Here is a 19,529-nt window from a genome sequence, read left to right as displayed (position 1 = left end):
CGCTACGCTTGGCCGGGCTACCAGACCTACCCAGAACGCGATTCTGTAGGTCGGGTAAGGCGAAGCCGCCACCCGACACAAAAGCGGCTCCGTACCCGCTGTCACCCGGCGGCGCTGCGCTTGGCCGGGCGACCAGACCTACCCCAGAACGCGATTCTGTAGGTCGGGTAAGGCGAAGCCGCCACCCGACACAAAAGCGGCTCCGTACCCGCTGTCACCCGGCGGCGCTGCGCTTGGCCGGGCTACCAGACCTACCCCAGAACGCGATTCTGTAGGCCGGGTCAGGCGAAGCCGCCACCCGGCGCAAAATCGGCTCCGAGCCTGTAACCCATTATCCGGGAGCGCCCCCGGGAGCTCATTTTGTGATCGAGTTAAAGTAAATCATCCCTGGTGATTTTATTTAGTAAAAGTTTTACTAAAATAAACCTCATCCATTTAGTCCGTTCAGGGAGGCGATATGAATCGCTGGGAAAATCTTCAACTCACTCATGAAAACCGGCTGCCGCCGCGAGCGTATTTCTTCTCTTACGACTCGCTGGCCCAGGCGCGGACCTTCGCCCGCGAAGCCAGCAGCCGCTTCCTGTCCCTCAGCGGACAGTGGAACTTCCGCTTCTTCACCAACCCGCTGCTGGTGCCGGAAAACTTCACCTCGCACTACCAGGGCGACTGGGGGCCGATTACCGTACCGGGCATGTGGCAGATGGAAGGTCATGGCCAGTTGCAGTATACCGACGAAGGTTTCCCCTTCCCGATTGACGTGCCGTATGTCCCGACCGATAACCCGACCGGCGCCTACCAGCGTCTGTTCACCCTCAGCGACGGCTGGCAGGGCAAACAAACCCTCATCAAGTTCGATGGCGTCGAAACCTATTTCGAAGTCTACGTTAACGGTCAGTACATCGGTTTTAGCAAAGGCAGCCGCCTGACCGCCGAGTTCGATATCAGCGCGGTGGTGAAAACCGGCGACAACCTGCTGTGCGTGCGCGTCATGCAGTGGGCGGACTCCACCTATATCGAAGATCAGGACATGTGGTGGTCGGCGGGGATTTTCCGCGACGTCTATCTGGTCGGTAAAAATCCGCTGCACGTACAGGATTTCACCGTGCGCACCGATTTTAACGATGACTACATCGATACGACCCTCTCCTGCCAGTTGACGCTGGAAAACCTCAGCCCTGAGACCGCGGCAGCGACGCTGGAATATACCTTGTTCGACGGCGAAAAAGCCCTCTACTCGGGCAATGTCGGCAACCTGCAGGTCGGCCAGCAGTTGCATGCCGGCTTCGCCATCGACGTGAACGCGCCGCAGCAGTGGTCAGCGGAAAACCCGTATCTCTATCAGCTGGTGCTGACGCTAAAGAACGCCGCACGCGAAGTGCTGGAAATCATCCCGCAGCGCGTCGGCTTCCGCGATATTAAAGTGCGCGACGGTCTGTTCTATATCAACAACCGCTACGTGATGCTGCACGGCGTTAACCGTCACGATAACGACCATCTGAAAGGCCGCGCTGTCGGCATGGATCGCGTCGAAAAAGATCTGCTGTTGATGAAACAGCACAACATCAACTCCGTACGCACCGCCCACTACCCAAACGACCCGCGCTTCTATGAGATGTGCGACATCTATGGGCTGTTCGTGATGGCGGAAACCGATGTCGAATCCCACGGTTTCGCCAACGTCGGCAACCTCAGCGCTATCACCGACGATCCGAGCTGGGAGCACATTTACGTTGAGCGCATCGTGCGCCACGTCCATGCGCAGAAAAATCACCCGTCGATCATCATCTGGTCGCTGGGCAACGAATCCGGCTACGGCTGTAACATCCGCGCCATGTACCACGCGACTAAGGCGCTGGATGATACCCGCCTGGTCCACTACGAAGAGGACCGCGACGCCGAGGTGGTGGATATTATCTCCACCATGTACACCCGCGTGCCGCTGATGAACGAATTTGGCGAACATCCGCATGAAAAACCACGCATCATCTGCGAATACGCGCATGCGATGGGCAACGGCCCCGGCGGATTGACCGAATACCAGAACGTCTTTTACCAGCACGACTGCATCCAGGGCCACTATGTGTGGGAATGGTGCGATCACGGTATTCAGGCCACCGATGATAACGGCGCGGTGTGGTACAAATTCGGCGGCGATTACGGCGACTACCCGAACAACTACAACTTCTGCCTCGATGGCCTGATTTTCTCCGACCAGACGCCGGGACCGGGCCTGCGTGAATATAAACAGGTGATCGCGCCGGTGAAAGTGCAGGCAGTGGATATCCGCCGTGGCGAACTGCGAGTGGAAAACAAACTGTGGTTCTCCACCCTTGATGATTACACTCTGCGGGTTGAAGTCCGCGCCGAAGGCGAGACACTTTCCAGCCAACTGCTGAAAGTGAAGGACCTGGCGCCGAACAGCGGTCGTGACCTGAACATCACCCTACCGGCGCTCGACGAGCGTGAAGCCTTCGTGAACATCATGGTGACCAAAGACTCCCGCACCCTGTATAGCGACGCCAATCACGATATCGCCGTTTACCAGTTCCCGCTTAAGGCGCAGACTGCCGCGCAAACCCCGCTGTTAAACGCCAGCGCCACGCCGCTGCAGATTACCGACGAACGCCTGAGCTACATCATCAGCGGCCATAACTTCCGCGTCGTGTTCAGCAAGGTCAGCGGCAAGCTGAGCGAATGGCAGGTGAACGGCGTCGATCAGGTGACCCGCGAACCGAAGATGAACTTCTTCAAGCCGATGATTGATAACCATAAACAAGAATACGAAGGGTTGTGGCAGCCAGGCCATCTGCCGATTATGCAGGAGCATCTGCGCGAGTTCAGCGCCGACATGCAGGGCGAAACGGTGGTGATCACCACCCGCAGCGTAATTGCGCCGCCGGTCTTCGACTTCGGCATGCGCTGCACCTACCGCTGGCAGATTACCCCGCAGGGCCATATCAACGTCGAGCTGGCTGGCGAGCGCTATGGCGACTATCCACATATCGTGCCGTGTATCGGCTTTATGCTGGGCATTAACGGCCAGTTCGATCAGGTGAACTACTACGGCCGCGGGCCGGGCGAAAACTATGCCGACAGCCAGCAGAGCAACATCATCGATGTCTGGCGCACCACCGTCGACGATATGTTTGTCAACTATCCGTTCCCGCAAAACAACGGCAACCGCCAGCACGTGCGCTGGGCATCATTCAGCGACCGCCACGGCAGCGGCCTGCTGGTGGTACCGCGCAACCCGCTGAACGTCAGCGCCTGGCACTATACGGCGGAAAACCTGCACGCCGCCCAGCACTGCAACGAGCTGAAGCGCAGCGATGACATTACGCTGAACATCGACGCGCAGTTGCTCGGCCTCGGCTCCAACTCCTGGGGCAGCGAAGTGCTGGATAGCTGGCGCGTATGGCTCAACACCTTTAACTATGGCTTTACGCTGCTGCCGCTGGAAGGCGGATGCGGCTCCTCGCAGGTACTGGCGAACCATAGCTTCGGCGCCGGTTTCTTTTCTCCCGTTTCACACAGCGAGGCTGAACAATGAGAGTGCTCGATAATTTAGAACAGTTTAAGCAGGTTTATCATAGCGGCCGTAAATGGCAGCGCTGCGTGGAAGCCATCAACAACATCGACAATATCCGTCCAGGCGTCGCGCATTCGATTGGCGATTCGCTCTCTTATCGGGTAGAAACCGATAGCACCACCGATGCGCTGTTCGTCGGCAACCGCCGCTACTTTGAAGTGCATTATTACCTGCAGGGGCAGCAAAAAATCGAATTTGCCGCCAAAGACGATCTGCAAACCGTGGCCTGCTACCGCGACGAAACCGACCGCGAATATCTGAAAGGGATTGGTGAAACGGTGATGGTCCATGAAGGACAGATGGTGATTTGCGATATCAATGAAGCCTACCGCTTTATCTGCGATACGCCGGTAAAAAAAGTCGTGCTAAGAGTCACGATTGAAGACGGATACTTCCTCAATAAGTAAGCCCGCGTTAAGCGACAATGGAGGTCAACGGGCACGCCCGTTGACCTTTTCGGTTCCAGCCCGCTCAGGCGGGTAGATGAGTTATCGGAGGACGTATGTCCGAATCTGTACGCGCCAAAATCGGCAAATTCGCCCTGCTGTCGATGGCCTTTACCGCCGTCTTTAACGTGCGAAATATTGTGAATAACAACATTGAGTTAGGGCTCAGCTCGGCGCCTATCTTCTTATTCGCCACCGTGGTTTACTTTATCCCGTTCGTGTTTATCATCGCCGAGTTCGTCTCAGCGAATAAACATTCCGAATCCGGCATGTATGCGTGGCTGAAGCAACCGCTGGGCACCCGCGCCGCCTATCTCGGCTCGTTCCTCTACTGGTTCGTGAACCTGTTCTTTTTCCTTTCGCTGCTGCCGAACGTCGTCGCCTACGCCTCTTATGCGATTACCGGCTACGCGATCCCCTTCTCGCCGATGGTCACCTCGCTGATTTCCATCGTGCTGTTCGCCATGGCCACCCACATCTCCACTAAGGGCGCGACCTGGCTGGGCAAGATTTCCGAATGCGTGGCCTACGGCGTGTTCGCGCTGTTCGCCATTTATGTCGTCGGCGCCCTGACCGCGCTCGGCTCCGGCCACGTACCGGCGCAGCCGATTACCCTGGCGGCGATGGAGCCGACCATCAACTGGGCAACGCTTGGCATCATGTGCTGGATCTTCCAGGCCGCAGGCGGCGCGGAGACCGTCGCTGCCTACCTCAACGACACCAAGGGCGGACAGAAATCCTTTATTAAAGTCATCATTACCGCCGGGGTGTTGATTGGCGGCATGTACGCCTTAGGATCGCTGTTGGTTAACGTCTTTGTTGCCCGTGAAAACCTGACCTACGCTGGCGGGATGGTGGAGATCTTCACCGGTCTCGGCGCGTATTTCCATATTTCCGAAGCGCTGATGGGCCGCTTTGTCGGCATCATTCTGTTTATCGCCATCTTCGGCAGCATGATGATGTGGACCGCCGCGCCGGTCAAAATTCACTTCTCGGAAATCCCGAAAGGCATTTACGGCCAGAAAACCACCGAACTGAACGCCCATGGCGTACCGGTACGCGCCGCCTGGTGGCAGTTTCTGTTCGTCTTCCTGATGCTTATCGTCAACGGCTTCGGCTCCGCCAGCGTGCAGCAGATGATGAACACCGCCATCAACCTCACCGCCGGTACCGCCATGCTGCCGCCGCTGTTCATCATGGCTGCCTATTTCGTCTTCCGCTGGAAGCACGATGACACGCCGCGCGACTTCCGTATGGGGTCGAAAAAAGTAGGCATGAGCGTGGTGTCGATGCTGATGGTGATTTTCGTCATCAGCATGACCGCCTCCGCCTTCCCACCGGGCGTGGATCTGGTTAATGCCTTCTTTATCAACGTCTTTATGACCGCCGTCTTCTCCGGTCTGGCGTGGTGGTGGATCACTCGTTTTGAGAAAAAGCAGAAACGTCTGCATGCCACAGCGTCAATCAGCGCCGCCACCACCAGCAGCAAATAACTTTCCTGTCATCCCGTCAGCAACTTTATGGCTGGCGGGATTTTTTTACCCCTTCCTGATTACGTATTGCTCAACCATTTTCGTGATCGAGTTAAAGCAATTCAGTTTCTTTACTTCTATTTACTAAAAGTTTTACTAAAATCGACATCAATCATTAACTACCTCTACCCTACAAACAACACAACCCCCTTCAGCCACCCTCTGAAGGACAATGTGTGGAGATGTGTTATGTCTGATACTAAACGTAATACCATCGGCAAGTTTGGCCTGTTATCGCTGACCTTCGCCGCCGTTTACAGTTTCAATAACGTCATCAACAACAATATCGAGCTGGGGCTGGCCTCGGCGCCGATGTTCTTCCTGGCCACCCTGTTCTACTTCATTCCGTTTTGCCTGATTATCGCCGAGTTCGTGTCGCTGAATAAAAACTCCGAAGCCGGGGTTTACGCCTGGGTAAAGAGTTCGCTTGGCGGCCGCTGGGCGTTTATCACCGCCTATACCTACTGGTTCGTTAACCTGTTTTTCTTTACCTCGCTGCTGCCGCGCGTGATCGCCTATGCCTCTTACGCGCGAATACATCCTGACGCCGTTCGCCACCACGGTGCTGAGCATGGCGCTGTTCGCCTTCTCCACCTGGATCTCGACCAACGGCGCGAAAATGCTGGGGCCGATTACCTCCGTCACTTCATCGCTGATGCTGTTACTGACGCTCTCCTATATTTTGCTGGCCGGTACCGCACTGGTCGGCGGTATACAGCCAGCCGATCCGATCACCGTCGATGCGATGATCCCTAACTTCAACTGGGCATTCCTCGGCATTACCACGTGGATCTTTATGGCGGCGGGCGGCGCGGAATCGGTGGCGGTCTACGTCAACGATGTAAAAGGCGGCTCCAAATCCTTCGTCAAAGTGATCATCCTCGCCGGGATCTTCATCGGCGTGCTGTATTCGATCTCCTCGATGCTGATCAACGTCTTCGTGAGCAGCAAAGAACTGAAATTTACCGGCGGTTCGGTGCAGGTGTTCCACGGCCTGGCGGCTTACTTTGGCCTGCCGGAAATCCTGATGAACCGCTTCGTCGGCCTCGTGTCGTTTACCGCCATGTTCGGTTCGCTGCTGATGTGGACCGCCACGCCAGTCAAAATTTTCTTCTCGGAAATTCCGTCCGGCATCTTTGGTAAAAAGACCGTTGAGCTCAACGAAAACGGCGTACCGGCACGCGCGGCCTGGATCCAGTATCTGATCGTTATTCCGCTGATGATCATCCCGACGCTGGGATCCAATACCGTGCAGGATCTGATGAACACCATCATCAATATGACCGCCGCCGCCTCGATGCTGCCGCCGCTGTTTATCATGCTGGCCTACCTCAACCTGCGTCGTAAGCTCGACCATCTGCCGCGCGATTTCCGTATGGGCTCACGCACCACCGGCATCGTGGTGGTCTCGATGCTGATTGTGATGTTCGCCATCGGCTTCGTCGCCTCAACCTTCCCGACCGGCGGCAACATCCTGACCATTATTTTCTATAACGTCGGCGGGATTGTGATTTTCCTTGGCTTCGCGTGGTGGAAATACAGCAAATACGTCAAAGGATTAACCCAGGAAGAACAACGAATTGAAGCGGCTCCGGCTTCCCATACCTCTTAAACAACCTTTAAAAAAATAATGAAAAATCACCATTACTTATACGGGGCACTCGTTGCCCTGGCTTTTTGCGCCCCTGCAGTAGCCTCTGAGACCGTACATCCGGCGGAGCACGACGATACCAAAACGCCGGAATTAACCACCACTTCCTACCGCTTCTACGGCGAGCTGGGGGTCGGCGGATACATGGATGTAGAAGGTGAGGATAAACATAAATACAGCGACGGCACCTATATCGAGGGCGGCCTGGAGGTAAAAAACGGCCACTGGTTCGGCCTTATCTATGGCGAAGCCTGGACGGTACAGGCCGATAGCCACGGCAACGCCTGGGTGGCGGACCATAGCTGGGGCGGCGTGGAAGGCGGCCTTAACCGCCTCTATGGCGGTTATAAAACCGATAGCAACACCGAGATCATGCTCAGCCTGCGCCAGGATTCGTCACTCGACGACCTGCAGTGGTGGGGCGACTTCACGCCAGACCTCGGCTACGTGATCCCCAACACCCGCGACATCATGTACGCGCTGAAGGTGCAAAACCGCAGCGGCGATTTTCGCTATAGCGTTACCGCCACGCCCGCCGGTCACCACGATGAAAGCAAGGCCTGGCTGCACTTCGGCAAATATGACCGCTACGACGATAAATATACCTATCCGGCGATGGTCAACGGCTACGTGCAGTACGACATCGTAAAAGATGTCACCTGGATGAATGGCCTCGAAGTGACCGACGGCACCGGGCAGCTATTTTTGACCGGCCTGCTGTCGCCCAATCTGGCCTTCCGCGCCTGGCACCACACTGGCCGCGCCAAAGGGCTGGATGTGCCCGGCAGCGAAACCGGCTTTATGGCCAGCGCCATGTATGAAGCCGTAAGCGGCCTCTACTTCTCCACCGCCTACAGCTATGCCAAACATCGCCCGGACCATGCCGCCGAAGAAACCACCGCGTTTATGCAGTTTGGCATCTGGTACGAATACGGCGGCGGGCGCTTCGCTACCGCCGCCGATAGCCGCTTCTACACCAGTAATGCCAGCGGCGATCCAAGCGACAAAATTTTCCTGATGCAATACTTCTACTGGTAACAAGGAGCCGAGATACCATGAACCTCACCACGACGCTGACGCCGCTGGCTTGCGCCCTGATGCTGAGTTTTTCCGCCCACGCCATCACCGCGCAGGCGTTTAAAAACGTTATCGATCGCAGCGGCGCGCCGCAGTATATGCAGGATTTCGACGCCGACGACCACCAGCGCTTCAACCCGTTCTTCGACCTCGGCGCATGGCACGGACACCTGCTGCCGGACGGCCCGGCGACCATGGGCGGCTTCCCCGGCCCGGCGCTGCTGACTGAAGAATACATCAACTTTATGGCCACCAACTTCGATCGCCTGACGGCATATCAGAACGGCAAAAAGGTCGATTTCACGATGCAGGCCTGGAGCCTGCCCGGCGCGCTGAAGCAAACGCTGACCGCACCCGGCGTCAAGGTAGAGATGACGCTGCGCTTCGCCAGCGCCCACACCTCGCTGCTGGAGACCAAAATCACCAGTAACACCCCGCTTAAGCTGGTGTGGGATGGCGAGCTGCTGGAAAAACTGGCCGCCAAAGAGGGGAAAGCGCTATCGACGAAAACCATCGACCAGGCCTTCCCGGATTATCAGCGCCGTCTGAGCGCCACGCCCGACGGCCTGACGGTGAGCTTCGGTAAAGTTCGCGCCGCCTCCGACCTGATGACCTCCGGCGAATCGCAGTACCAGATCCACCGTTCGCTGGCGACCGACACCCGTATCGACGGCCACCGCTTTACCAGCAGCGCCGAAATCCGCGGCTCAACCACGCTCTACACCACTTATTCGCACCTGCTGACCGCAGAGCAGGCGCGGCGGGAAAAAGCGCAGATCCGCGATATTCTGGCGCGCCCGGCTTACTATCTGGCCGCCTCCGAGCAGCGCTGGGACGGCTATCTACATAAAGGACTGAGCAACCCCGACGCCACCGCCGAACAAACCCGCGTGGCGGTGAAAGCCATTGAAACCCTCAATGGCAACTGGCGCGCGCCGGGCGGCGCGGTGCATTACAACACCGTAACGCCCTCCGTGACCGGCCGTTGGTTCTCCGGCAACCAGACCTGGCCGTGGGATACCTGGAAACAGGCCTACGCCATGGCCCACTTCAACCCGGAGATCGCCAAAGAGAATATCCGCGCGGTCTTCTCCTGGCAGATTAAAGCCAATGACAAGGTGCGCCCGCAGGATGCCGGATTTGTGCCCGACCTGATCGCCTGGAACCTGAGCCCCGAGCGCGGCGGCGACGGCGGTAACTGGAACGAACGCAATACCAAACCGAGCCTCGCGGCCTGGTCGGTGATGGAGGTGTATAACGTCACCAAAGATAAGGCGTGGCTGGAAGAGATGTATCCGAAGCTGGTGGCCTATCACGACTGGTGGCTACGCAACCGCGATCATAACGGCAACGGCGTGCCGGAATATGGCGCGACCCGCGATAAAGCGCACAACACCGCCGACGGCGCGATGCTGTTTACCGTGAAAAAAGGGGATACTGAACAGACGCTTTCCGGTCTCAGTGCTTACGAGAAGGTGACGGCGAAAGGTGATTACGACAGCCTGGAGATCCCGGCGCAGGTAGCGGCATCCTGGGAATCCGGGCGCGACGACGCAGCGGTATTCGGTTTTATCGATAAAGAACAGCTGGATAAATACGTCGCCAACGGCGGTAAACGCAGCGACTGGACGGTGAAATTTGCGGAAAACCGCGATCGCGCTGGCAACCTGCTGGGATACTCGCTGATGCAGGAGTCGGTCGATCAGGCCAGCTATATGTATAGCGATAACCACTATCTGGCGCAGATAGCGACCATTCTCGGCAAAGCCGAGGACGCAAAACATTATCAGGCACTGGCAGCAAAGCTTGCCGATTACATCAATACCTGCATGTTCGACCCGCAGACCCGTTTCTATTACGACATTCGCATCGAGGATCAACCGTTAGCTAACGGTTGCGCCGGCAAGCCGATCGTCGAGCGCGGCAAGGGGCCGGAAGGCTGGTCGCCGCTGTTTAACGGCGCGGCGACCCAGCAGCACGCTGACGACGTGGTTTCCGTGATGCTCGATCCGAAAGAGTTCAATACCTTTGTGCCACTGGGCACCGCTTCGCTCACCAACCCGGCCTTCGGCGCCGATATCTACTGGCGCGGACGGGTATGGGTGGATCAGTTCTGGTTCGGCCTGAAAGGGATGGAGCGCTATGGCCACCGCGAGGAAGCGTTGAAGCTGGCGGACGCCTTCTTTCAGCACGCCAAAGGCTTAACCACCGATGGCCCGATTCAGGAGAACTACAACCCGCTGACCGGCGCGCAGCAAGGGGCGCCAAACTTCTCGTGGAGCGCCGCGCATTTGTATATGTTGTATAACGAGTTTTTCCGTAAGCCGTAACGTTTTCCCCTCACCCTAACCCTCTCCCCTCAGGGGAGAGGGAACCGTTCGGTACAGCTTTTTATCTACTGCTCTGCTTTTCCCCCTCTCCCCGCATCCTATTTAACCGACGGCTCCGTTTTTCTCCCTCTCCCCTATGGGGAGAGGGTCGGGGTGAGGGGCAAGTTTCACACCGCCGGCAACAGGCCGATAAAGCTGCGTTTCTGCCGCGGCTGCGACATCATCTCCTCCAGCTTTTCGACGCAGGCTAAATAGTGCGGCGTCTTCTTATGCGCCAGCACCGCCTCATCGTCTTTATAGGCTTCGTAGATAAAAAAGCGGGTCTCCACTTCCGGGTCCTGCAGCACATCGAAGCGCAGGTTGCCCGGCTCCTGCAGCGCGCCTTCATGGTTGGCGCGAAATACCTCAAGAAACTCATTCACCCGCTCGGGCTTAATATTGATCTCCACCAGCGTGACGTTCATTTCAGCTCTCCCTGTTTTTCCTCCTGCCAGAACTGATACGCCTCACGCGCATTCAGATTCTCATGCACCACTTTCTTCACCGCCTTGAGCATCGCGCGCGGCGCGCTGGACTGGAAGATATTGCGCCCCATATCGACGCCGGAAGCGCCCTGGTCGATCGCCCGCCAGCACATCTCCAGCGCTTCATGCTCCGGCAGCTTTTTGCCGCCGGCGATGACGATCGGTACCGGGCAACTGGCAGTCACTTTTTCAAAGCCTTCTTCAACGAAATAGGTTTTCACAAACTGCGCCCCCATCTCGGCGGCAATACGGCTGGCCAACGAGAAGTAGCGCGCGTCGCGGGTCATCTCTTTACCGACCCCGGTGACCGCCAGTACCGGCATGCCATAGCGGTTACCAGCATCCACCAGCTTGATAATGTTATTGATCGACTGGTGTTCATATTCGCTGCCGATATAAACCTGCGCCGCTACCGCGCAGACGTTGAGACGCAGCGCGTCTTCCATCGCCACCGCCACGCATTCGTTGGAAAGTTCGCTTAAAATCGAGTTACCGCCGGAAGCGCGCAGCACCACCGGTTTATTAGTGGCCGCCGGCACCTGGCTGCGTAATACGCCGCGGGTACACATCAGTACGTCGGTTTCGTCAAACAGCGGCGCAATCGACAGGTCGATACGCTCAAGCCCGGTGGTCGGCCCCTGGAAGTAGCCGTGGTCAAAGGCCAGCATCACCGTACGGTTGCTTTGCGGATTAAACACCCGCGCCAATCGCGACTGCATACCCCAGTCTAGCGAACCGCAACCTTTCAGGGTATAGAGCGTATTTTGTTGCGGGCGGTCTACGCCGAAGTCCTTACCCTCTTTGATGTCGTCTAAATCAGCCATCTCATCCTCCGTCAGAAGTCGTAGTTATTGATGTTCTCTTTACTGAACACCACGCGTTCCGGCAGCAGCACGATGCCGTTGCCCTTCGCCTCATACTGGTAGCCCTGCACGCTGTTCGGTTCGACCTTCAGCGTGCCGAGATCTTTCACCTCTACGCTGTCGCCAACGTTAAGATCACCCTTTTTCAGCAGATGATTGGCGACGTTAACCGCAATGTTGCCCTGCTTAACCACGTCCCACAGGCCAAAAGCTTTCACCGTGCCGCGTTCAACGTACGGGCGCATCACGTTCGGGGTACTGAAGCCGACAATCGCCACGCCCTGACGCTTCAGATTTTCCGCCGCCTGCGCCGCCGCTGGCAGCGCGTTGGCATCCGGGGCGATAATAGCGTCGAGATCCGGATAGGCTTTTAAGATCCCCTCAGCGGTTTGCAGCGATTTGGTGGCATCGTTATAACCAAACTGCGTCGTAACGACTTGCCACTGCGGATGCTCTTTTTCGATTTTCGCTTTCGCCTCTTTCACCCACTGGTTCTGGTCGGTCACCGTCGGGCTGGAGTAGAAAAACGCCACTTTGGCGGCAGGTTTGCTGACCTGTTTTTCGGCCATCTCCACCAGCAGGCCACCGAGCTGCTGCGGCGTCCCCTGATCGATATAAATACTGCGGCACTCCGGTTTGGTATCGGAATCCCAGGTCAGTACTTTCACCCCGCGCTGCATCGCGCGTTTCAGCGCCGGACACAGGCCGTCCGGCGAGACGGCGGAGACGATAATGGCGTTGTAGCCCTGATTGACGAAGTTGTTGATAAGCTGTACCTGGCCGGAAACGCTCGGTTCGGTCGGGCCATCATAAGTGACATCCACGCCCAGCGCTTTGCCCGCCTCCTTCGCGCCGTTACCGCCGCTGGTAAAGAAGCCGACACCAACCAGCTTAGGAATAAAAGCGATGCGGTCCGCCGCCTCGGCGGTGACGACACTCATCGCCAGCGCCAACGCGCTGACCTGCAGGATACGATTTGCTTTCATTGTTGTGCTCCGATTGTTCTTCGCGAGAAAAGACGCCGCCACGTCGCCCGCAGCCATTCACGGTGCAGACTCAGCGAACGCCCCATCACCACCACAACCAACAGCGCCCCTGACAGCGCGCTCGACACCTGGTTGGGGATGCCGACCATCTGTAAACCTTGTTGCAGATACCCCACCAGCAATGCCGCCAGCGCGGTACCCAATATCGACCCCGATCCGCCGTAAATATTGGCGCCGCCGAGCACCGCCGCGGTCAGCGCCGGCATCAGCAAATCGCGGCCTAAATCCGAACGCGCCGAGCCGTAATAAGAAACCATCACCAATGCCGCCACCGCCGAGGCGACGCCGACCAGTCCATACAACACATACGGTATGCCGTTCACCGACAGCGCGGCATAGCGCGCGGCGCGCGGGTTTTGTCCCAGCAAAAAGAGGTGACGGCCAAAGCGCCCACGGTGAGCCAGTAGCCAGAAGAAAAAGGTGATGACGGCAAACAACACCAGCGGAAGCGGCAGGCCCGCCAGCGTTAAATTTGCAAAGGCGGTGAAGCTATCGGGAAAGCCGCCAATCCCTTCGTAGCCGGTGGCGCCCGCCAACCCGGAGAGCAGCAACGCCCCGCCGCCGTACAGATACAGCGTACCGAGGGTGATCACCAGCGGGCTGATGCCGGTGTAGTGAATCAGCGCCGCGTTGACCAATCCGCACAGCAGGCCCAGCAGCAGGGTCAACGACACCGCCAGCCACAGCGGCCACCCCGCCTGGGTCATCACCCCGAGGGCGATGGCGCACAGGCCGATCGTCGAGCCCAGCGAAATATCAATCCCGCCGCTGATGATCACCAGGGTCAGCGGCAGCGCCACAATCCCAATGCAGATAAAATCGCTGGTGCTGAACAGCAGCATATTGAGATCCAACATGCGCGGGTTCAGCGCGCCAAACAGCAGGATTTCCAGTATCAGCAACGCCAGCAGCGCGCTTTCCCAGTTAAGCTTAAGCTTCATTTACGCCACCTCTTTACTTTTGCGCTCGGGAAAGCGGGCGACCTGCTTGCCCCCTTTATTGCCAGGCTGGAACCGGCTGTACTTCAGCGCCCGCTGATGGCGAGCCAGTGCCTGACGCAGGCGGCCATCAAGCACCAGGACGCCGAGCAGCACCAGGCCGGCGATAAAGTCATTCCACCACGCAGGCAGGCGGAACAGCACCAGCACAGTATCGATTTGGGTAAGGAAAAAAGCGCCGAGAAACGCGCCCAGCAGGGTTCCGGTACCGCCGAGCAGCGAGATCCCGCCGAGTACGCAGGCGGCAATCGCTTTCATCTCCAGCCCGCTGCCGGTCTGGTTAGGAACAAAGCCAATCTGCGCGGCGAAGACGATCCCGGCGCAGGCCGCCAGCATGCCGTTGAGGGTAAAAGCCAGCATCCGCGTGCGGTTGACCGCCACGCCCAGTTGACGCGCGGCGGCAAGGTTATCGCCGACGGCATAGAAATCGCGTCCGAAAGCGGTACGCGACAGCAGCCAACCGCCCGCCAGCAGTAGCGCCAGCACCAGCCAGCCCAGCGGCGACACGCCGATAAACGCCGGTTCTGATAGCGATTTCAGGCTGTCGGGTAACCCTTCAATCCATTTGCCGCCGGTCCACAGCAGCATCACCCCGCGGTACAGACCGAGCGTGCCGAGGGTGGCGACGATTGCCGGGATACGCAGCCCCACCACCAACAGACCATTAAAGGCTCCGGCCAGCGCGCCGATCGCCAACGCGAAGGCGATAGCCGTCGCCAGACCGTAACCGTTGTTCAACGCCACGCCGACGGCGATGGCGCACAGCCCGACGGTCGATCCTACCGAAACGTCGATATTGCGGGTCAACATCACCAGCGTCGCTCCCAACGCCAGCAGACAGAGGATCTGCGAACTGGCGAAAATCATCGCCAGCGTCTGCAGGCTGAAATAAGCCGGATTGAGCGCCACCAGCACCACGAACAGCGCCACAATGGCGAAGAAAGCGCTCAGTTCGCGATTTCTCAGTAACATTTTCATGCCTGCCCTCCGAAGGCCAGGGTCATCATGCGATCGACGGTCACCGCCTGCCGCGCCAGCTCACCGCTCTGCCTGCCCTGGTGCATCACCAGCACCCGGTCGGCCAGGCCAACGAACTCATCAAGGTCAGAAGAAATCATCAACACCGCCACGTTTTGCGCGGCGACGCTTTTCAGCAGTTGATAAATATCGGCGCGAGCGGAGACATCCACGCCGCGCGTCGGCTCATCGACGATCAGCAGCAGCGGGTTGGCCTCAAGGCAACGCGCCAGCAGCACCTTCTGCTGGTTGCCGCCGGAGAGGGTACGTACCGGCTGGTCGCCGTGCGCCAGCTTGATACCCAGCGCCCGGTGATAGCGTTCGACCACCGCCGCCTCCCGCTTCCCCTGCTGCCACCACGACGGCTGATTGAACATCACCGTATTCCAGCGTACCGGCGCGTCCAGAAACAACCCGGAGACCTGGCGATCTTCCGGCAGATACACCAGCCCGCTGGCAAGTCTGGCGCGCGTGCTGTCACGGCTAATCTCGCGATTCTCCAGCCACACCCTCCCGGCGCGCGGCGGGCGCAGGCCGTACAGCGTTTCGGCAAATTCGGTGCGCCCGGATCCCACCAACCCCGCCAGGCCGACGATCTCACCGGCGCGGATCTCCAGATTGAGATCGATAAATCCTTCGCCGGTCAGATCCTCCACCCGCAGTACCGGGAAATCCTGTGGCTGGGTGCGCCGGTTGCCTGGTAGCGCCAGCCAAAGTTTTTGCGCGTCGCTCAGCGCATGGTCGCGGCTGACAGGCGTCATCGCGCCAATCAGCTGGCTGTCGTTGTACTCCGCAGTCTCGCCGCTCAGCACCACCGCGCCGTCGCGCATCACCGAAACATGGCTGGCAAGCTGACGGATTTCGGGCAATTTGTGCGAGATAAACACGACCCCAACGCCAAGCTCCTGTAACGCGCGGATCTGGCGAAACAGCCGATCCGTTTCGCCCGGCGTTAACGAGGCGGTAGGTTCATCGAGGATCAGGATCCGCGCTTCATGCATCAATCCACGCAGGATCTCGACCATTTGCTGGTCGGCCACTTCAAGCGTGCTGGCGCTGGCATCAAGGTTGATCTGGCAGTGAAGCTGCTGCAGTTTTTCCTGCAGCCGCGCGGCGGTGTCCGCCCGCTTCGGCAAACGGAAGAGAATGTTCTCGCGCACCGTCAGATTAGGAAACAGCATCGGCTCCTGCGGTACCAGATAGATGCCCAACTGATGGGCCAACGACGGGTTAAGGCGCGCAAACGCGCGTTCGCCGAGCGTCAGTTCACCGCTGTCCGGCGTTTCGACACCGGCAATGATCTTCATCAGCGTCGATTTGCCCGCGCCGTTGCCGCCCATTAGCGCATGTACCTGCCCCGCGCATAGCGTGAAGTCGATGCCCTTCAGCACGGCAACACCGGAAAACTGTTTGCAGATTTGCCGAGCTTCAAGCAATGGCTTCATCGTCTCGCCTCATTTGAACAAATGATTTTTAAATTTAATAATGTTCAAAAGCGTAGACGGTGAACTATATTTACAACCGTGCGAAGATCACAGTTTTCTGCTTTAGATCGTCAGGAAAAAATGCGCCAGCAATGAAAGATCCGTTTTGCCAGTCGGCTCACATTTTCCGACCACGCAATAACGAACATATGATCTAAATTTTTATAAGAGTTCAATTTATGAGCGAAAAACGCATTACGGAAGAGAACCGCTACGCCGGACTGGCGTTAGCCGAGGAGGAGCTGGTGGCGCGGGTGGCGTGGTGTTACTACCACGACGGCCTGACGCAGAATGACATCGGCGAGCGTTTAGGGTTGCCGCGGTTGAAGATTTCCCGCCTGCTGGAAAAAGGGCGTCAGTCCGGGGTGATCCGCGTGCAGATTAACTCGCGCTATGAAGGCTGTCTGGCGCTGGAGAGCGAACTGCAGCAACGTTTTGGCCTCAAGATCGCCCGCGTGCTGCCGGCACTGAACACCCCGCCGATGAATACCCGGCTGGGCATCGGCGCGGCGCAGTCGCTGATGGGCATTCTGCAGCCGGGGCAGCTGCTGGCGGTCGGCTTCGGCGAAGCCACGATGAGCTGCCTGCAGCACCTCAGCGGGTTTATTGGTTCGCAGCAGGTGCGGCTGGTGACGCTTTCCGGCGGTGTCGGCCCCTATATGACCGGCATCGGCCAACTGGATGCCGCCTGCAGCGTCAGCATTATCCCGGCGCCGCTGCGGGTCTCTTCGGCGGATGTCGCGGAGATCCTGCGCCGCGAGTCAAGCGTGCGCGATGTCATGCTGGCGGCAACGGCGGCGGATGCGGCGGTAGTTGGCATCGGCGCTATCGATCAGCGCCGCGACGCCACGATTTTGCGCTCTGGCTACATCAGCGAGGGCGAACAGTTGATGTACGCGCGTAAAGGCGCGGTCGGCGACATTTTAGGCTATTTCCTGCAGGCCGATGGTCGGCCGGTAGAAGGACTGGAGATCCATCGGGAACTCCTCGGCGTGACCCTCGATGAACTGGCGCAGCTGCCGACCATCGTCGGCGTCGCCGGGGGAGAAGAAAAAGCGCAGGCGATTTATGCCGCCCTTGTCGGCAAGCGCATCAATGGCCTGGTAACGGAAGAGACAACAGCACGCGCGGTGCTCACGCTGGCCTCCTGAGGGCCCTGCGCCGCGCGACAACAGCGAGGCGCATGTCATGAGTTACCTGTTAGCGTTAGATGCCGGGACCGGCAGCATTCGGGCGGTTATTTTCGATCTCAATGGCCGCCAGGTGGCGGTAGGCCAGGCCGAATGGAAACACCTGAGCGTCGATAACGTCCCTGGCTCGATGGAGTTCGACCTCACCACCAACTGGCAACTGGCCTGTCAGTGCATCCGCCAGGCGCTCGACGCCGCCCGGCTTTCCCCTGCGGATATTCAGTCCGTCGCCTGCTGTTCGATGCGCGAAGGCATCGTCCTTTATGACCGCGACGGCGAGGCGATTTGGGCCTGCGCCAACGTTGATGCCCGCGCCAGCCGCGAAGTGGCGGAGCTCAAGGAGATCCACGACGACCGCTTTGAATCCGAGGTGTACAGTGTTTCCGGCCAAACCCTGGCGCTGAGCGCCATGCCGCGCCTGCTGTGGTTGGCGCATCATCGCCCGGATATCTATCGTAAAGCGGCGACCATCACCATGATTAGCGACTGGCTGGCAGCGAAGCTTTCCGGCGAGCTGGCGGTCGATCCGTCCAACGCCGGAACGACCGGTATGCTCGATCTGTTCAGTCGCGACTGGCGCCCGGCGCTGCTGGACATGGCCGGGCTGCGCGCCGATATTCTCTCGCCGGTGAAAGAGACCGGCACGGTATTAGGCACAGTGACCGCAACGGCGGCGCAGCAAAGCGGCCTGCGCGTCGGCACGCCGGTCGTGATGGGCGGCGGCGACGTACAGCTCGGCTGCCTGGGGCTCGGCGTGGTGCGCGCCGGGCAAACGGCGGTGCTTGGCGGCACCTTCTGGCAGCAGGTCGTGAATCTGCCGGAAGTGCGCACCGACCCGGAGATGAACATTCGCGTAAACCCGCATGTCATCCCCGGTATGGCGCAGGCCGAATCCATCAGCTTCTTTACCGGCCTGACCATGCGCTGGTTCCGCGACGCCTTCTGCGCCGAAGAAAAACTGATCGCCGAGCGCCTCGGCGTCGATGCCTATTCACTACTGGAAGAGATGGCCAGCCGCGTACCGGCGGGTTCGCATGGGGTGATGCCGATTTTTTCCGATGCCATGCACTTTAAGCAGTGGTACCACGCCGCGCCGTCATTTATTAACCTCTCCATCGACCCGGAGAAGTGCAATAAAGCCACCCTGTTCCGCGCGCTGGAGGAGAACGCGGCGATTGTCTCCGCCTGCAACCTGGCGCAGATTTCGCAGTTCTCCGGGGTAACATTCGATAGCCTGGTGTTTGCCGGCGGCGGCTCGAAGGGAACACTGTGGAGTCAGATCCTCAGCGACGTCACCGGCCTGCCGGTGCGGGTGCCGGTGGTCCGCGAAGCCACCGCCCTCGGCTGCGCCATCGCCGCCGGAACCGGCGCCGGGCTGTATAGCGATATGGCCAGCGCCGGGGAAAAACTGGTGAGCTGGCATCGGGTCTTTACTCCCAATCCGCAGCATCGCGATCTATATCAGGAGATGATGAGCAAGTGGCAGTCAGTGTATGCCGATCAGTTGGGCCTGGTGGATAGCGGATTGACCACCTCGATGTGGCAAGCGCCGGGTCTGGAGCGCCGCCAACGCGTAGCACCCTCACCCTAACCCTCTCCCGGTGGGAGAGGGAACCGTTCGGCACTAGCGTTGAATATCGGTGCCGGTCCGACTTTCCCCCTCTCCCGGTGGGAGAGGGAACCGTTCGGCACTAGCGTTGAATATCAGTGCCGGTCCGACTTTCCCCCTCTCCCTTTGGGAGAGGGCCGGGGTGAGGGACAACGTGTTCCGTTCTTTGAATC

13 protein-coding genes and 1 pseudogene are annotated in these 19,529 nt (G+C 58.7%); 8 read left to right on the top strand and 6 right to left on the bottom strand.

From position 1 onward, the window contains the following. Positions 1–457: 457 nt before the first annotated feature. From ebgA to ygjK, 6 genes and pseudogenes are all read left to right on the top strand, one after another. Positions 458–3,550: a beta-galactosidase subunit alpha gene (gene ebgA, locus PYR66_03045; protein ID WEF28728.1), complete on the top strand. Its 3,093-nt coding sequence runs from the start codon at positions 458–460 to the stop codon at positions 3,548–3,550. Continuing rightward, complete coding sequence (locus PYR66_03040; protein WEF28727.1) at positions 3,547–3,996, top strand: beta-galactosidase subunit beta; 450 nt, start codon at positions 3,547–3,549, stop codon at positions 3,994–3,996. The genes ebgA and PYR66_03040 overlap by 4 nt, the downstream gene beginning before the upstream one ends. A 95-nt stretch (positions 3,997–4,091) precedes the next feature. Next, positions 4,092–5,528 (top strand): amino acid permease, encoded by a 1,437-nt coding sequence (locus PYR66_03035; protein WEF28726.1) that lies wholly within the window; start codon positions 4,092–4,094, stop codon positions 5,526–5,528. A 228-nt stretch (positions 5,529–5,756) separates the two neighbouring features. Then, positions 5,757–7,179: pseudogene (locus PYR66_03030) on the top strand (amino acid permease). Between the two features lie 18 nt (positions 7,180–7,197). Further along, a complete protein-coding gene (gene ygjJ, locus PYR66_03025) occupies positions 7,198–8,256 on the top strand; it encodes a protein YgjJ (protein ID WEF28725.1) in 1,059 nt (352 codons plus the stop codon). Positions 8,257–8,273: 17 nt separating this feature from the next. Next, positions 8,274–10,625 (top strand): alpha-glucosidase, encoded by a 2,352-nt coding sequence (ygjK, locus tag PYR66_03020; protein WEF28724.1) that lies wholly within the window; start codon positions 8,274–8,276, stop codon positions 10,623–10,625. 167 nt (positions 10,626–10,792) lie between these two features. Here ygjK and lsrG read toward each other — a convergent pair whose 3' ends face one another. Genes lsrG through lsrA form a run of 6 tightly spaced genes read right to left on the bottom strand, consistent with a single transcriptional unit; the run spans position 10,793 to position 16,518 of the window. After that, complete coding sequence (gene lsrG, locus PYR66_03015) at positions 10,793–11,089, bottom strand: (4S)-4-hydroxy-5-phosphonooxypentane-2,3-dione isomerase (GenBank protein WEF28723.1); 297 nt, start codon at positions 11,087–11,089, stop codon at positions 10,793–10,795. Then, on the bottom strand, positions 11,086–11,973 hold the full coding sequence (lsrF, locus tag PYR66_03010; protein ID WEF28722.1) for a 3-hydroxy-5-phosphonooxypentane-2,4-dione thiolase: 888 nt from the start codon (positions 11,971–11,973) through the stop codon (positions 11,086–11,088). The genes lsrG and lsrF overlap by 4 nt, the downstream gene beginning before the upstream one ends. An 11-nt stretch (positions 11,974–11,984) precedes the next feature. Then, positions 11,985–12,998 carry an autoinducer 2 ABC transporter substrate-binding protein LsrB gene (gene lsrB, locus PYR66_03005; GenBank protein WEF28721.1) on the bottom strand — a complete coding sequence of 338 codons (1,014 nt, stop codon included), beginning with the start codon at positions 12,996–12,998 and terminating at the stop codon, positions 11,985–11,987. Further along, on the bottom strand, positions 12,995–13,999 hold the full coding sequence (lsrD, locus tag PYR66_03000) for an autoinducer 2 ABC transporter permease LsrD (GenBank protein WEF28720.1): 1,005 nt from the start codon (positions 13,997–13,999) through the stop codon (positions 12,995–12,997). Before lsrD ends, lsrB begins: the two co-directional genes overlap by 4 nt. Then, the gene (lsrC, locus tag PYR66_02995) at positions 14,000–15,034 is read right to left on the bottom strand and encodes an autoinducer 2 ABC transporter permease LsrC (protein ID WEF28719.1); all 1,035 of its coding nucleotides are present in this window, start codon (positions 15,032–15,034) and stop codon (positions 14,000–14,002) included. Next, entirely contained in the window at positions 15,031–16,518 is a 1,488-nt protein-coding gene (lsrA, locus tag PYR66_02990; protein ID WEF28718.1) for an autoinducer 2 ABC transporter ATP-binding protein LsrA, read from the bottom strand. Before lsrA ends, lsrC begins: the two co-directional genes overlap by 4 nt. Before the next feature lie 218 nt (positions 16,519–16,736). On the opposite strand from lsrA, the gene lsrR reads away from it, so the two are divergent. Beyond that, positions 16,737–17,708 carry a transcriptional regulator LsrR gene (gene lsrR / locus PYR66_02985; protein WEF28717.1) on the top strand — a complete coding sequence of 324 codons (972 nt, stop codon included), beginning with the start codon at positions 16,737–16,739 and terminating at the stop codon, positions 17,706–17,708. 37 nt (positions 17,709–17,745) lie between these two features. Beyond that, positions 17,746–19,338 carry an autoinducer-2 kinase gene (gene lsrK / locus PYR66_02980; protein WEF28716.1) on the top strand — a complete coding sequence of 531 codons (1,593 nt, stop codon included), beginning with the start codon at positions 17,746–17,748 and terminating at the stop codon, positions 19,336–19,338. The last annotated feature ends 191 nt before the right edge of the window (positions 19,339–19,529 follow it).

Origin of the sequence: Klebsiella aerogenes, from assembly GCA_029027985.1 — a bacterium.
Lineage (GTDB): Bacteria > Pseudomonadota > Gammaproteobacteria > Enterobacterales > Enterobacteriaceae > Klebsiella > Klebsiella aerogenes_A.
The sequence above is the reverse complement of the archived record's forward strand: the minus strand, read 5'-3'. Positions and strand labels throughout refer to the sequence as shown.